The following is a 15,035-nucleotide window of genomic DNA, read 5'->3' on the forward strand; positions in this document are numbered from 1 at the left end:
GTTATCGCAAAACCGCTTCACACTTTTGCGCGCCATGCTTCAGCGTACCCTTGGGTCGAGCAGCACATACAGCAGGTCGACCACGATATTGGCAATGACGATGAAAACGCCGCCGAGCAGCACGACGCCGATGATGATCGGCCTGTCCTGATTGGCGACCGCCTGTACGGCTAGCGCGCCGACGCCCTGCAGGCCGTAAACCTGTTCGATGACGATGACACCGCCGAGCAACAGCGCGATATCGGCGCCTAGCTGCGTCACCAGCGGCGTCAGCGCGGCGCGCATGCCGTGCTTCCATACCACCCGGCGCTCGGTCAGCCCCTTGGCGCGGGCGGTACGGATATAGTCCTCGCCCATCACGTCCAACATCTGACCGCGCGTCAGCCGCGCATAGATCGCCGCCATGGTGAGCGCCAGCGTCGTCCATGGCAAGGCCAGATGCCAGGCCCAGATGACGGGATTGGACGACAGCGCCTTGTAGCCGCCGGCCGGAAACAGGGTGAAGCCGGCCTGCTTCGGCAGGAAATAGAGCAAATAGAGCGACATCATGCCCAGCACGAAGGTCGGGAAACTGAGACCGATGAGGATGAAGGCCTGCCCCAGCCGGTCGCGTAGGCTGCCGACGTGACGGGCCGACATGATGCCGATCGGCACGCCGATGGACAGCCACAGCAGCGCGCCGCCGAGCACCAGCGACAGCGTCACCGGAATGCGTCGGAGAATGATGGGCGCGACCGGCTGCTGGTTGCGGTAGGAAAAGCCGAGATCGCCGGAAAGCGCCTTCTGCATGAAGGCGCCGTATTGCACGACGATCGGCCGGTCGACGCCGAGGTTCTTTCGGATTTGCTGGAGCTGGCTTTCGGTCGCCTTGTCGCCGGCGATCATCCGGGCGGGATCGCCGGGCGCGACGAAGAACAGGAAGAAGACGAAGGCCGAGAGCACCAGCAGCACGCCGGCGCCGAAGCCGACGCGGTGGGTCAGAAAGCGGATCATGGCTTGGCTCCTGCTTTCGGCCTGCGCTTGAGGCGGCGCATGGTGCGGGCGCTCTTCGGGTCGAGCGCATCGCGCAGGCCGTCGCCGAGGATGTTGAAGGCGAGCGTGGTCATGAGCAGCGCCGTACCGGGCACGAAGATCAGCCACCACGCTACGAGATAGAGCGAGTTGGACGAGGCATCCGCCAGCATACCGCCCCAGCTTGGCGTCGGCGGCACGATGCCCATGCCGAGGAAGGAGAGCGTCGCCTCGAAGACGATGGAATTGGGGATCTGCATGGTGGTGTAGACGATGATCGGCACCGCGAGATTGGGCAGGATATCGACGACCATGATCGATAGCGGCCCGGCCCCGAGCGAGCGGCTGGCGAGCACGAAATCCTGCCGCCGCAGCGAGATCACCTGCCCGCGGATGACACGCGCCATCGGCGCCCAGCTGAAGAAGACAATGACGGCGACGGAGAGCGTCAGGCTCGGCCCGAAGGCGGAGACCAGTGCCAGCGCGCAGAGCAGGAAGGGCACGCTCATCACAAGATCGGTCAGCCGGCTCAGCACCAGATCGACCGCGCCGCCGAAATAACCCGCCGTGGTGCCGACGATGACGGCGATCAGCGAGGCAATCAGCGAGGCGAAGACGCCGACAAGCAGCGACACCCGCGCGCCATAGGCGAGCCGGACCAGCACATCGCGGCCGAGCTGGTCGGTGCCAAACCAGAATTCCGCGCCCGGCCCGACCGGAATGCCGGCCGGCGACAGGCCGGTGTCGCGGAACTGCTCGATGGGCGAGTGGCCGGTCATCGCCGCCACCCATGGGGCGGCGATCGCCAGCACGATGATGGCGAAGATGACGCAAAGCGCCGCCATGCTGGCCGTATCGCGCCGGAGCCGCCGAACCGTCAGCGCGAAGGAGCCGCGCTGCACGACCTCGGTCTGGGGAGAGGTTTCCGTTGTCGTCACAGTGCTCATGATGCCACCCGCGTCTCGATCAGCGACCGGCGTCCGCCCTCTTCGAAAGCCGGCAGCGTCTTGGAGGCCGACAGCAGCGTTTTGGTATAATCGTGCTGCGGATCGGCAAACAGCCGCTCGGCCGTTTCCATCTCGACGATGCGTCCGCCCTGCATCACCGCGATGCGGTCGCAGACATGGCGCACCACCGAAAGGTCGTGGGAAATGAACAGATAGGTCAGGCCCAGATCGCGCTGCAATTCACGCAGCAGGTTCAGGACCTGCGCCTGGATCGACACGTCGAGCGCCGAGACCGGCTCGTCACAGATGATCAGCGCCGGATTGAGCGCCAGAGCACGGGCGATGCCGATCCTCTGGCGCTGGCCGCCGGAAAATTCCGCTGGGAAGCGGTTGTAGTGTTCGGGATTGAGGCCGACCCGTTCCATCAGGTGCCGCACCTTCTCTCGCCGCTCCTCGCCGCTCGCAAGCCCATGCAGGCGAAAAGGATCGCCGATGATGGCGCCGACGCGGCGGCGGGGATTAAGCGACCCGAACGGGTCTTGGAAGACGAGTTGCACCTCGCGACGCATGTCGCGCCACTGCCGGGCATCGAGCGTGCTCATGTCGCGGCCGAGGACGCGCACGTGGCCCGACGTTGCCGGCACCAGCCCGGCGACGATGCGCGCCAGCGTGGATTTCCCGCAGCCGCTTTCGCCGACGAGCCCGACGGTCTCGCCGCGGCCAATTGTGAGATTGATGCCTTTGAGGACGTCGAGCGCCCGTTTCGGGCCGAAGAAGCTGCCGACGTGATAGGTCAGGCGCACGTCCTCCACCTCTGCCACCAGTTCCGGCTTGATCGCTTTGGCCGCGACAGCTGCAGCGGCGGCCGGCCGAGCGGCGCTTGCGCCATCCTCCAGCCAACAGAGGGATTCGACATCATCGCTAAAACGACGCAGCGGCGGCGGCTCGCTGGAACAGCGCGGCAGGGCTTCGGCGCAGCGGGGCGCGAAGATGCAGCCGGTGGGCGTCGCCAGAAGGCTCGGGGGGCGGCCGCTGACCGGCGCAAGCTCGGTGCCCGGCCGATAGCTTGCCGGCGTGGAGCGGAGAAGCCCGGCGGTATAGGGATGGGCCGGCGCGCGAAACACATCTGCCGCCCGGCCATATTCCAGCCTGTGGCCGGCATACATCACCATCACATCGTCGGCGACGCTGGAGAGCAGGCCAAGATCGTGGGTGATGAGGATGACCGTCGTGCCGAAATCCCGGCGCATGGCATCGAGCAACGCCACGATCTGCGCCTGCACGGTGACATCGAGCGCCGTCGTCGGCTCGTCGGCGATGATCAGCGCCGGTTTGAGGATCAGCGCCATGGCGATCATCACCCGCTGGCGCATGCCGCCGGAAAACTGGTGCGGATAATCGTCGTAGCGTTCGGCCGGCGACGGGATGCCGACCTTGCCGAGCATCTCGACGACGCGCTCCCGTGCATCCGCCGGGCTGATCTTTTCGTGGGCATGCAGCACCTCGGCGATCTGGGCGCCGATGGTGTAGAACGGATGCAGGCTGGAGAGCGGGTCCTGGAAGATCATGCCGATGCGCCCGCCGCGCAGGCGGCGCATCTCTTCCTGCGGCAGGCCGATGAGGTTGCGCCCCTCGAACCAGACCTCGCCGCCGATATCGGCATTGGGCAAAAGCCCCATCACCGCCTGGGTCAGCACGCTCTTGCCGGAGCCGGATTCGCCGGCAATGCCGAACAGCGAGCCCGGCCGGATGGAGAAGGAGACATTGCGCACCGCATGCACGGTGCCGTCTTCGGTCGGGATATCGACGGTGAGACCCTTCGCTTCGAGAATAGCCAAGTCAGAACCCGTTCGTCTGCGGAAGAGAAAGGCGCCGGAACGATGATCCGGCGCCGGTTGCGATGTCAGCCGATCAGCGCTCGAGCCAGAGATTGGTCCAGTCGCCTTCGACGCCCAGCGCATAGGGCTGGTAGTTCTTTACCGCCTCGCTGCGATAGCGCGGGTTCTTGTTGGCGATCAGCGGCACGACCGGCGCATCGGCCATGACAAGCTCATCGACCTCAGCCCAGAGCTTGGCCGTCTCCTCCGGCGTCGTAGCATTGATCGCCTTGGCGGCGATCTCGTTGGCCTTCGGATTGTTGTAGTCGGTGTAGTTATAGGTCTGGTGCGTGCCATTGAAGGTGAATTGCGGCTGGAAGACCGAACGCGCGGCACCGCCGACCCAGTCCGGCGTCCAGCCGACGGGCGCGATATCCCAGGTGCCTTCCTTGGTGTTGACCGGGTTGGTCATGAACTTGGAATAGTAGTCGGCCGCCGTCACCGGCGTCATTTCCAACGTGATGCCGGCGCGTGCAAGGCTCGCCTGGATCGTTGCGGCGGTCGCCACTTCCAGGTCCTTGTTGCGATAGGGCATCTTCAGCGTGATGCCGTCGGGGAAACCGGCTTCCTTCAGCAGCGCCTTTGCCTTTTCCGGATCACCCTTGGCGTCCGTCGAAGGATAGAGGTCGAACTTGTGATAGCCGAGCACGCCGATGCCGAAGATACCGTTTGCCGGCTCGGCTACGGTCGAGCCGCCCCACTGCTGGACGATGGCGGCCTTGTCGACCGCATATTGCAGCGCCTGGCGCACGCGCAGGTCCTTCAGCGCGCCCTTGTTGTTTTCCGAGACCGTGTTGATGAACAGGAAGTTGGTGTTGCCGGAGGACATCGCCGTCAGCTTCTCGTCGCCGGTGGCGGCAAGGGTCGACAGGATCGCGGTCGGCACGTTGATGTCATAGGCGAGGTCGCCATCGCCCGACTGCAGCTGCTGCATGATCGCATCGGCCTGCATGCCCATGGTGATGTCGATCTCATCGACATAGGCCTTGCGCAGCGGGTCGCTTTCGGCCTTCCAGGCCGGATTGCGCACCAGCTTCAAGCTGGTGTCCGGCGTATACTCGCCGATCGTATAGGGGCCGCTGCCGATGAAATTGGCGCGGAACTCCGGGCTGTCTGGAATGTAGTCCAGCGTTTCGATCGCGGCCGGCGCGGGCATCGGCAGCGAGAGCATGTAGACGAAGTCGCCGGCCCGCTCCTTGAGCTTGAAGACCACGGTCTTCTCATCCGGCGTCTCGATGCCGGTGACGTCGTTGCCCTCGATGTAAGCCTTCATCGCCGCCGCCGTCGGCTCGACCTTGGCAAAGCCGTCGCAGAATTCGGAAAGGCCTGAGATCAGCGCGGTGAAATAGGTGAGCGTCGCGGCCTGCATATGCGGGTTGCAGAGGCGCTTGAAACCGCGCTCCACATCCGCCGACGTGATCTGTCGCGGACCGGAAGGAGCATTGAACATCGCGCCGTCGCGCAGGGTGAACGTATAGGTGAGGCCACCGTCAGTCGGCTGCGGAACCTCGGTCGCGAGATCACCGACCGGCTTGAGCGCGACATCCGGGTCGCTCGAGGACTCGTAGCTGACGAGCTGGCGGGAAATGGCCCGCATGAGGTTGTTGGTCGGGACCATGCCGGCGAGGGCCGGGTCCATATGGTCGGGCTCGCCCGTCGCCAGGATGCGCAGCGCGCCGCCGGTCTGCGGCTCCTGCGCCAGCGCGCCGCCAACCTGCAACGTGCCGATCACGGCCGCCGTCGCCATCAGGACCATCCAATTCTTGTGCATCCGCATGGGCTCCTCCCTTGAGCTTTTCCTCACCGGAGAAAGTCATTACTCAAAAATTGAACCAATGCAAAAGAAATTGAAGGTCAATAGTAAAATTTTTATAGTGCGCGGAAAGGGGAGCGTAAAGGCGCGCATCAAGGCAGCAATCCCCTGGACGAGCGCTATTGCACACATCGACATTGCCGGTGGCATGGCTCATATTCCAGCAACGTAACAGGTCCGCAAACGGGTATTGCAATGTCGCCAGAGGCGAAAACGAAAAAGAAGGACGTGACAGGCAACGTCGCGGAAGAGGCCCTCGGTAAGAAGATCCGCAAGCGCCGCCGCGCCATGGACATGACGCTGCAGCAGGTGTCAGAGCACGTCGGGCTTTCCATCGGCTTCCTGTCGCAGATCGAGCGCGGCACCTCGACGCCCTCGCTCGCCTCACTCTGCAACATCGCCGAAGCGCTCGGCACCAATGTCGACGCCTTCATCAAGGCGCCGCGCCAGTCGGGCTCGGTTTCCCGGCAAGGCGAACGCACGGCCTTCAGCCTCGGCGACGCGCGCCGCACCTACGAACTGCTCGGCGGCAGCTTTGCCGATGCGAAACTCCACCCGACCCTCGTGCGCCGCCCGCCGGGCCATGTCTCTGAGATCATGCACAACGAGGGCGAGGATTTCGTCTATGTGCTGGAAGGCTGCATGCTCTTGGAAGTGAACGGCGAACGCCACATCCTCAACAAGGGCGATTCTATGCATTTCCAGTCGCACCTCCCCCACCGCTCGGCGACCCTCGGCACCGAGACGACGCTGGAACTCTGGGTGCGCACGCAGCCGCTGTTTTCGTGATGGTAACGCCAACGCCGTCATCGCCGTTTTCACCGGCGCGATTAGATCGACTGGAATATTTTCCTCAATATTATTTATTTCTTTTATTCATTTTGGATGTCTTGCGGCATACCTCTTTCGGATGATCAGCACGACCTTTCACAAAATCGCTTCATTTTAGATGAAATTACCTCCGCACCAGTAAACCCAGCGTCCGCTCCGGCGGCCTTATCCGATGGCTCGCGCACCCCGTGACAGGTGGCGGCCGACGGTGCCTGCTTGCGCCCATTTTCGATATCTACCGGGCCGCAGAGCATCCACAAGGGGGATAGCAATGCGTAACGTTTTTTCAATTGCTCTCAGCTGCCTGCTGACCTTGACCTTCTTTACCGCAGGCGAAGCCAAGGAAGAGAAGAGGCGGAAGGTCAGGCTTCCCAGCCACAGCATCTCGGTCGCCTACTCGGTCCAGACCGTTTCCGTCAGGACCGGTTGCTTTTCTCCGCAATTGCAAGGCATCCTCGCGCATATTGCCGCGCGGACCGGGCGACGGCCTTTGGTGACCTCCGGCCACCGGCCGCGCTCCAGCCGTAGCGGCTCGCTTCATCGCACCTGCCAGGCGGCGGATATCCGCGTGCCGGGGGTTTCCGAGCGGTCGATCATCGCCGCCGCGCTGTCAGCGCCCGGCATCGGCGGCGTCGGCCGCTATTGCAACGGCATCATCCATGTCGATACCGGCGCGCGGCGGAACTGGGCCTATTGTGGCAAGGGAGGCGGCGGCATCCTCAGCGCGCGGCGGCGCAGCGGACGACGGGCGTAGTCCCGTCAACCGGACGCCGTGTCGAGCCAGATGGTGACGGGGCCACTGTTGACCAGTTCCACCCGCATGTCCGCGCCAAAAATGCCATTTGCAACGGGAACGCCAAGGGCGGACATATCGGCTGAGAATATCTCATAGAGACGCTTGCCCTCATCCGGCGGCGCGGCGGTGGAAAAGCCGGGACGGTTGCCTTTCGTCTCCGCGGCCAGCGTGAACTGGCTGACAACCAGGGCGGAGCCGCCGACATCGACAAGCGAGCGGTTCATGCGATCCGCATCATCCCTGAAGATGCGCAAATTGACGATCTTGCGCGCCAGCCACGCGCATTCCTTTTCTGTGTCGCCCTTCATCGCGCAGACGAAAGCCAGAAGACCGCCGCCGATTTCACCGGTTACCACGTCATCGACGGTTACGCGCGCGGTTGAAACGCGCTGGATGAGTGCTCTCATGGAAACGATTCCTCCCTTTGCTGCCCTCTTACCGAAGAGGGCGACCCAAAATCCAGCCCCGCGTCCACAAAGGCTGCTGCCACTATCCGGCATCAGCATCGGCTTGTATAAGGCGTCATGTCCCGTTCCGAGCGCCTTTTCGATCTTCTGCATGCGCTGCGCCGACATCGCCGGCCGGTCAGCGGCAAGGCGCTGGCCGAGGAGACCGGTGTCAGCATCCGCACGCTTTATCGGGACATCGCCAGCCTTCAGGCGATGGGTGCTGCAATCGATGGCGAACCAGGCATCGGTTACGTCCTGAAACCGGGCTTTCTGCTACCACCGCTGATGTTCACGCCGGAGGAGATCGAGGCGATGGTGCTCGGTTCGCGCTGGGTTGCCGAACGCGCCGACGATCGCCTGCGGCAAGCGGCGCTGAGCGCGCTTTCCCGGATAGCCGCCGTTCTGCCCGCCGACCTTCGCGACGATCTCGATGCATCGGCCTTGCTGGTCGGCCCTGGTGCTGCCATTCCGGCCGATACGGTCGATCCGGCCCTGCTACGCAAGGTCATCCGTACCGAGCGAAAAGTGACGCTCGTTTATCGCGACCGCAACGGCGCGACATCGCAGCGCGTCGTCTGGCCATTCGCGCTTGCCTTCTTCGATACCGTGCGGATGTTGCTGGCATGGTGCGAGCTGCGCCAGGGGTTTCGCCACTTCCGCACAGATAGGATAGCGTCGGTCACACCGCTCGATGTGCGCTATCCGCGCCGGCGGCAGGCATTGCTGAAGGAATGGCGCGCGGCGGAAGGGATTTCGCGACAACAGGATTGAGCCGACGACTACTGCCGTAAATTGGCAACATGGTCGCATACCATCAGCTCCATTCAACCCCTGAACGGAGCCCGATCATGACCAATACTCTTCTTCTCTACGTCACCGATGCCGCGGCAAGCGCCCGCTTCTATACCACCCTGCTCGGTCGGCAGCCGGTCGAGGCAAGCCCGAGCTTCGCGCTCTTCATTCTTCCTTCAGGCCTGGCGCTGGGCCTTTGGAGCAAGGAAGGCGTACAGCCGGCGCCGGTGACCGCCGGAGGCGGCAGCGAACTCGGTTTCAAGGTGGAAGACGGTGCGGCCGTCGATGCCGCTTATGCCGACTGGCTGGCAAAGGGTGCAACGATGGCCCTGCCGCCGACCGAGCTTGATTTCGGACGCAGCTTCGTCGCGCTCGATCCGGACGGACACCGCCTGCGCGTCTATGCGGTCGCCGAAGAGCAATAATCCCGACTGATGCAAAAAGTTACGGCCCGGTGCCGCCGCTGAGACAAAACCGGGCCGCAAACGCGTTTTCAGAGGACGCAGGGCATCGGCTTCGCGCTCTTCCCGACCCCGAGCAAACTTATCCGCACATGGCGCGGGTGATCTTGCCGGTCGTCGCATCGGTTTCGATGGTCACACGCTCCTGGCGAAGATCCATCGTCGCGCCGTCGCCGGGCTTGATCTGCCGGACGATCGTCGCGCCGGTCAGCTGCATCGCATCGGCGTCGGAAATGCGATCCTTGCCGACAAGCGCAGCTGCAGCCTCAGGCTTGCAGAGACCAGCCTGCGGGGCGGCCGCTTCCGGCTCTTTTTCCTTTTCCTTCTGGCAGCCGGCGGCAAGCAGCGCGAGGCCGGTCATTCCGGCGGCGAGGATGAGGGTGTATCGCTTCAAGGTTCATCTCCATTTGATCGGAAACCACGATCAATCCGGTGATTGGGGCCGGAGCATGACACGGGCCTGCTTCATAGGCCGCTACCCGTCTTCCAGAACCGATCCCGACCGCCTCCGCCATACCGCATTTCATTTAATTCGTTCTATCACCGAATTAAATTACGGTTTCGAATTTCCGTCAAGTCCGGCCGCGAAAAATCACGCGCCGAGATGCCCCGACAAATTTTTCTTCACCCCGATTGACGGACGGGAAAAAATCAGCGCTTGATTAAATCAAATTGATTGACTCTTAAAAACAAGAGCGAAAAGGGGAACGATATGTCAATGAATGCAAGGAATTACCTTTCCGTCACCCGGCGGGTGCTGCTTTTATCGGCAGCGGCCATGGGCGCGACGTTCGCCACCGGCGGCGTTTTCGCAACAGCCGCAAATGCCGAAGCCGTGCTCACCATGCACATCGAGGAACAGACGAGCTGGGTGCAGAATTTCAATCCGTTCGATCTCGGCGGGCGGCGCCAGAGCACCATGGATTTCATCTATGAGCCGCTGGTGATCTTCAATGCCGATGACGGCGGCAAGCCGGTCTTTCGGCTTGCGACGGACTTCAAGTTTTCCGACGACATGAAGTCGATCACCTACACGATGCGCCCCGACGTCAAATGGTCCGACGGCCAGCCACTGACCGCGTCGGACGTGAAATACACGATCGACCTGATGCTGAAGAACCCGGCCGTCGATATCGTCGGGGTCGGCGATACCGTCACTTCGGTCGAAGCGCCCTCGCCGACCGAAGTCGTCATCCACCTCAAGGACGTCAACAGCCAGTTCCCGGAATCGATCTCCGATCTGCCGGTCGTGCCGGAGCATATCTGGAAGGATGTCGCAGATCCGGTCGCCTTCAAGAACGAAAAGCCGGTCGGCTCCGGCCCAATGACCGAAATCCGCCGTTTCACGCCGCAGGTCTACGAGCAGTGCCGCAACCCGAACTACTGGGATGCCACCGACCTCAATGTCGATTGCCTGAAGCTGCCGCAGATCGCCGGCAACGACCAGATGCTGGCACTGCTGCCGGAAGGCAATCTCGACTGGATCGGCTCCTTCCTGCCGCAAATCGACAAGACCTTCGTGGCGCTTGATCCCGAGCATAACGGCTACTGGCAGCCGCCGGCCGAAACCGTCGCCTTCCAGATGAACCTGAAGAGCGCCGACGAAGGCAAGAAGGAGGCCTTCAACGACCTCGAATTCCGCCGCGCCTTCAGCCTCGCCATGGACCGCACGGCCATGGTCGATGTCGCCGGCTTCGGCTATCCCAAGGCGAATCTGCATGCGAGCGGCCTGCCGCCGCGCTTCGAGGCCTGGCGCAACCCGGCCGCGGAAGGCACCAGGGACGAATGGATGGCCTTCGACGTCGACAAGGCCAACAAGCTGCTCGACGAAGCCGGCTATGCCAAGGGCGACGACGGCATGCGGAAGACCAAGAGCGGCAAGCCGCTTTCCTTCACCATCATCATCCCGAACGGCTGGACCGACTGGATCGACGATGCGCAGATCGCCGCCGAAGGGCTGCGCGCCGCCGGCCTGAACGTCGCGGTCGCGACGCCGGAATACGAACAGTGGCAGAAACAGCTGCTCGACGGCAGCTTCGACGTGGCGCTGCAATCGCGTGCCGATGGCTCGACGCCGTTCCGCGGCTACTACCAGTCGATGTCGACGGCCTTTGCCGGCCGCATCACCACCGCGCCGTCGCGCTATTCCAACCCGAAGCTCGATGCGCTGTTCGACGCCTATCGCAAGGCGACGACCGACGAGGAGCATAAAAAGCTCTTCGGCGACATACAGGTGATCGTCGCCGACGACATGCCGATGGTTCCGGTCTTCAACGGCCCCACTTGGTACCAGTTCTCCACCAAGCGCTTCACCGGCTGGGTGACGGACAAGGAGCCGGTGATGAACCCGGAAAACCATGACAACAACCGCATGCGCCTCGTTCATCTTCTGCGCCTGAAGCCGGTGCAATAAGCCGAGGATCGGGGAAATGTACGTCTCTTCCCGGCGCCTCGGCGTCTATGCGGTGGCGCTCGGCTTTGCGATCGTCATGAATTTCACGGTTCCCCGGCTGATGCCGGGGTCCCCCGTCGATGCGATGATCGCGCAACTCGGCCCTCGCGCCACGCCCGCGGCGATAGAGGCGATCAAGGCAAGGTTCGGCGCCGTCGAGGCTCCGCTCCTCACCCAGTTCATAGACTATCTCAAAGGACTGGCGACGCTCGATCTCGGCGTCTCCGTCAAATATTACCCACAGACCGTCGTGGAGGTGCTTTCCCGCTCGACGCTCTGGACGCTGTTTCTCGTAGTGACGGCGATCACCTTCTCGCTTCTCGTCGGCACGATGCTCGGCGCGGTCGCCGCATGGCGGCGCGGCGGGCGGTTCGATACGGTCGTCTCGCCGTTTTCGGTTGTCATGATCGCCGTTCCGCCGGTCATCATCGCACTGACGGCGCTGTTCATCTTCGGCGTGTCGCTGCGCTGGTTCCCGGTCGGCTATGCCTATGATCCGAACCTCGATCCCGGCCTCAATTTCACCTTCGCCGGCAGCGTCTTTTACCACGCCATCCTGCCGGTGCTGACGCTCTCGCCCTATCTCATCGGCGAGTTCCAGACGACGATGCGCTCCTCGATGATCTCCGTGCTCGGCGAAGATTATGTCACCATGGGCCGCGCCAAGGGGCTGACGGCGGCAACCGTCATGCTCGGCTACGGCGCGCGCAACGCCATGCTGCCCGTGCTCACCAATCTCGCCTTGATGCTCGGCGCCGTCTTCGGCGGTTCGATCGTTACCGAGATCGTCTTCAACTATCCGGGTCTCGGCCTCACGCTGTTCACCGCCAGCGTCGCGCGCGACTATCCCGTCATCCAGGGCCAGTTGCTTCTGATGACGATGGCGACGCTCGGTGCCAACCTCCTCGTCGATGTCGTCTACGGCGTCATCGACCCGCGACTGAGGGATGCTTCCGCATGATGTCCGGCCTCAAAATCCTCCTCCAGCAGAAAAAGGCCGTCGCCGGTCTGATCATCATCGTGGCGCTCTGCCTGATGGCGATCTTCGCCCCCGTCATCGCGCCGGGCGCACCCAGCGCCCGCGTTGGCCGCTCGCACCAGCCGCCGACCGTCGAGCATGTCTTCGGCACGACGAAAATGGGCCGCGACGTCTATACCCAGTTCGTCTGGGGCTCGCGCACCTCGCTCGCGGTCGGCTTTGCCACCGGCATCGCCATCACCGTGATCGGCACCGTCATCGGCCTCATCTCCGGCTATGCCGGCGGTCGCACGGATGCCGCACTCGACCTTGCCACCAACGCCGTGCTCGTCATTCCCAACATACCCTTGCTGATCCTGCTCGCCTCCTTTGCCGGAACGGTCGGGCCGCTCGCCATCATGACGATCATCGCGCTCACCTCCTGGCCCTGGGGCGCACGCATGACCCGCTCGCAGACCATGGCGCTGCGCAACCGCGATTTCGTCACCGCCGCCCGCATGATCGGCGAGCCGGCCTGGCGCGTGCTCTTCGTCGAGCTGCTGCCCAACCTTTTACCGCTGATCGGCATCAATCTTGTCGGCAGCATCATCTATGCGGTCGTCGCCCAGACGACGCTCGAATATCTCGGCTTCGGCGATCCCCTGCAGGTGAGCTGGGGCACGATGCTCTACAATGCGCAGAACTCCTCGGCGATCATCCTCGGCGCCTGGTGGGATATTGGTGCGCCCGCCGCCGGCATCGCGCTCACGGGTCTCGGACTTGCTCTCGTCAACTTCACCTTCGACGAGATCGCCAATCCGCAGCTGCGCTCCGGCCCGGCGCTGACCCGCTGGCTGCGTCTTACCCGCCAGCGCAACCGAACCCTAAGGAGTGCGTGATGAGCGACACACTGCTGCAAATCCGCAATCTCCAGGTCGACTATCTGCTCGACAAGGGCGCCTTCCGCGCGGTGAAAGACGTCTCCTTCGATATCGGCCGCGGCGAGATTTTCGGTCTCGCCGGGGAATCCGGCTGCGGCAAGAGCACCATCGCCTTTGCCATCACCCGCCTTGCCAAATCGCCGGCCTGGGTAGCCGGCGGGGAAATCCTGCTCGACGACCGCGACCTTCTGAAACTGCCGGAAGGCGAGATGCAGAAGGTGCGCTGGCGGCGCGTCGGCATGGTGTTCCAGAGCGCCATGAACTCGCTGAACCCGCTGATGCGCGTCGAGGCGCAGTTCCACGACGTGCTGCATCGACATACCGGCGCGACACGGGCGCAATCGCGTGAACGGGCGGAAGCGATGTTCAAGCTGGTCGGCATCCCCACAAGCCGGCTTTCCGATTATCCGCACCAGTTTTCCGGCGGCATGCGCCAGCGCATCGTCATCGCCATCTGCCTCGCGCTCCAGCCGGAGCTGATCATCATGGACGAACCGACCACCGCGCTCGACGTGGTGGTGCAGCGGGAAATCCTCGAACAGGTGATCGACCTGCAGCGCAGCCACGGTTTTTCCGTGCTGTTCATCACCCATGACCTGCACCTGATGGCGCAGCTCTGCCACCGTATCGGCGTGATGCTGAAGGGCGAGCTGGTCGAGGTCGGCGATGTCCGGCAGGTGAGCCACGCCCCCGTGCATGACTATACGCGCAAGCTATGGAATGCCATTCCGCAACTGCCGGGCCGCTCCGAACTCGCAGGAGGCGTCGCATGAACCTCGCGCCCACCAGCCTCTCCCTCTCCGCTCCCATCATCCGCCTCGACGGCATCGAGCGCAGCTTCGGCGCAGTACAGGCGCTGCGCGGCATCTCACTGTCGCTGACGCCCGGCCGGGCGCTGGCGCTGGTCGGCGAATCCGGCTGCGGCAAGACGACCTGTGCCCGCATCATCGCCCGCATGGACCAGCCGACATCAGGCCGCCTCTCCTTCCGCGGCCGCGATGTCACCGCAACCGGCACCCACGAGGAAGAACGGGCCTATCGCCGCGAGGTGCAGATGGTGTTTCAGGACCCGTTCTCCTCGCTCAACCCGGTCTATTCCATCGACCATCACCTTTCCCGCCCGGTGCTGCTGCACCGGCATGCCGAGGGCAAGGCCGCTGTCGCGGACGCGGTTTCCACGCTGCTCTCCGATGTCGGCCTCGATCCGGCGGTGACGCGGCACAAATATCCGCATCAGCTTTCCGGCGGCCAGCGCCAGCGTGTCAACATCGCCCGCGCGCTTGCCGTGCGGCCGGGCGTGCTGGTCGCCGACGAGCCGACCTCGATGCTCGACGTCTCGATCCGCCTCGGTATTCTTGAGCTGCTTGCCCGCATCAAGCACGAGCGCAGCCTCGCCCTTCTCTACATCACCCACGACATCGCTACCGCCGCCCATGTGGCGGAGGAGATCGTGGTGATGTTTGCGGGGCAGATGGTGGAGTGGGGCGATACCGAAGCCGTGATCACCAGTGCGCGCCATCCCTATACCCAGCTTCTGCTTTCGGCCGTGCCGGATGGCGCAAGGCCCTTTATCATCGGCGAAAGCGCGCGATTCCTCGACCGGGCGGAAAAGGTCCGCGCGCTCAGCCGTCCGACTTCGACGAAGGTCGAGCAGGTCGGGAACAACCATTTCGTCCGCAGCCTTGCGGTCCAGAATTAGGGGATTTC

General features: G+C 63.5%; 16 protein-coding genes. 10 read left to right on the top strand and 6 right to left on the bottom strand.

Annotation, left to right across the window (positions count from 1 at the left end):
- Positions 1–39: 39 nt before the first annotated feature.
- From ASC86_RS03895 to ASC86_RS03910, 4 genes are all read right to left on the bottom strand, one after another.
- The gene (locus ASC86_RS03895) at positions 40–993 is read right to left on the bottom strand and encodes an ABC transporter permease (RefSeq protein WP_056316297.1); all 954 of its coding nucleotides are present in this window, start codon (positions 991–993) and stop codon (positions 40–42) included.
- Positions 990–1,958, bottom strand: coding sequence for an ABC transporter permease (locus ASC86_RS03900; RefSeq protein WP_056316300.1), 969 nt, complete (start codon positions 1,956–1,958; stop codon positions 990–992). Before ASC86_RS03900 ends, ASC86_RS03895 begins: the two co-directional genes overlap by 4 nt.
- Positions 1,955–3,796, bottom strand: a complete 1,842-nt coding sequence (locus ASC86_RS03905; protein WP_056316303.1) for an ABC transporter ATP-binding protein — start codon at positions 3,794–3,796, stop codon at positions 1,955–1,957. Before ASC86_RS03905 ends, ASC86_RS03900 begins: the two co-directional genes overlap by 4 nt.
- A 73-nt stretch (positions 3,797–3,869) precedes the next feature.
- Entirely contained in the window at positions 3,870–5,606 is a 1,737-nt protein-coding gene (locus ASC86_RS03910) for an ABC transporter substrate-binding protein (RefSeq protein WP_156386888.1), read from the bottom strand.
- 4 nt (positions 5,607–5,610) lie between these two features.
- Here ASC86_RS03910 and ASC86_RS25555 point away from each other — a divergent pair, with 4 nt between their 5' ends.
- The 3 genes from ASC86_RS25555 (at position 5,611) to ASC86_RS03920 (ending at position 7,233) form a co-directional block, all read left to right on the top strand.
- Positions 5,611–5,820, top strand: coding sequence for a hypothetical protein (locus ASC86_RS25555; RefSeq protein WP_156386889.1), 210 nt, complete (start codon positions 5,611–5,613; stop codon positions 5,818–5,820).
- A gap of 56 nt (positions 5,821–5,876) precedes the next feature.
- The gene (locus ASC86_RS03915; protein WP_162244970.1) at positions 5,877–6,437 is read left to right on the top strand and encodes an XRE family transcriptional regulator; all 561 of its coding nucleotides are present in this window, start codon (positions 5,877–5,879) and stop codon (positions 6,435–6,437) included.
- Between the two features lie 313 nt (positions 6,438–6,750).
- On the top strand, positions 6,751–7,233 hold the full coding sequence (locus ASC86_RS03920; protein WP_056316311.1) for a DUF882 domain-containing protein: 483 nt from the start codon (positions 6,751–6,753) through the stop codon (positions 7,231–7,233).
- Between the two features lie 5 nt (positions 7,234–7,238).
- Here ASC86_RS03920 and dtd read toward each other — a convergent pair whose 3' ends face one another.
- Positions 7,239–7,835: a D-aminoacyl-tRNA deacylase gene (gene dtd, locus ASC86_RS03925; protein WP_244477514.1), complete on the bottom strand. Its 597-nt coding sequence runs from the start codon at positions 7,833–7,835 to the stop codon at positions 7,239–7,241.
- Here dtd and ASC86_RS03930 point away from each other — a divergent pair.
- Positions 7,800–8,495, top strand: a complete 696-nt coding sequence (locus ASC86_RS03930) for a YafY family protein (RefSeq protein WP_056316318.1) — start codon at positions 7,800–7,802, stop codon at positions 8,493–8,495. The genes dtd and ASC86_RS03930 overlap by 36 nt on opposite strands.
- Positions 8,496–8,572: 77 nt before the next feature.
- The gene (locus ASC86_RS03935; protein WP_056316321.1) at positions 8,573–8,941 is read left to right on the top strand and encodes a VOC family protein; all 369 of its coding nucleotides are present in this window, start codon (positions 8,573–8,575) and stop codon (positions 8,939–8,941) included.
- A gap of 118 nt (positions 8,942–9,059) precedes the next feature.
- Here ASC86_RS03935 and ASC86_RS03940 read toward each other — a convergent pair whose 3' ends face one another.
- Positions 9,060–9,371 carry an I78 family peptidase inhibitor gene (locus ASC86_RS03940; protein WP_244477515.1) on the bottom strand — a complete coding sequence of 104 codons (312 nt, stop codon included), beginning with the start codon at positions 9,369–9,371 and terminating at the stop codon, positions 9,060–9,062.
- A gap of 324 nt (positions 9,372–9,695) precedes the next feature.
- On the opposite strand from ASC86_RS03940, the gene ASC86_RS03945 reads away from it, so the two are divergent.
- Genes ASC86_RS03945 through ASC86_RS03965 form a run of 5 tightly spaced genes read left to right on the top strand, consistent with a single transcriptional unit; the run spans position 9,696 to position 15,027 of the window.
- Positions 9,696–11,390, top strand: coding sequence for an ABC transporter substrate-binding protein (locus ASC86_RS03945; RefSeq protein WP_056316324.1), 1,695 nt, complete (start codon positions 9,696–9,698; stop codon positions 11,388–11,390).
- Between the two features lie 16 nt (positions 11,391–11,406).
- Entirely contained in the window at positions 11,407–12,390 is a 984-nt protein-coding gene (locus tag ASC86_RS03950) for an ABC transporter permease (protein WP_056316327.1), read from the top strand.
- Positions 12,387–13,286: an ABC transporter permease gene (locus tag ASC86_RS03955; protein ID WP_056316330.1), complete on the top strand. Its 900-nt coding sequence runs from the start codon at positions 12,387–12,389 to the stop codon at positions 13,284–13,286. The genes ASC86_RS03950 and ASC86_RS03955 overlap by 4 nt, the downstream gene beginning before the upstream one ends.
- Positions 13,286–14,101, top strand: coding sequence for an ABC transporter ATP-binding protein (locus ASC86_RS03960; protein ID WP_056316332.1), 816 nt, complete (start codon positions 13,286–13,288; stop codon positions 14,099–14,101). Before ASC86_RS03955 ends, ASC86_RS03960 begins: the two co-directional genes overlap by 1 nt.
- The gene (locus ASC86_RS03965; protein ID WP_056316335.1) at positions 14,098–15,027 is read left to right on the top strand and encodes an ABC transporter ATP-binding protein; all 930 of its coding nucleotides are present in this window, start codon (positions 14,098–14,100) and stop codon (positions 15,025–15,027) included. Before ASC86_RS03960 ends, ASC86_RS03965 begins: the two co-directional genes overlap by 4 nt.
- Positions 15,028–15,035: the final 8 nt, after the last annotated feature.

This window comes from Rhizobium sp. Root1212, assembly GCF_001424985.1.
Classification (GTDB): Bacteria; Pseudomonadota; Alphaproteobacteria; order Rhizobiales; family Rhizobiaceae; genus Pararhizobium.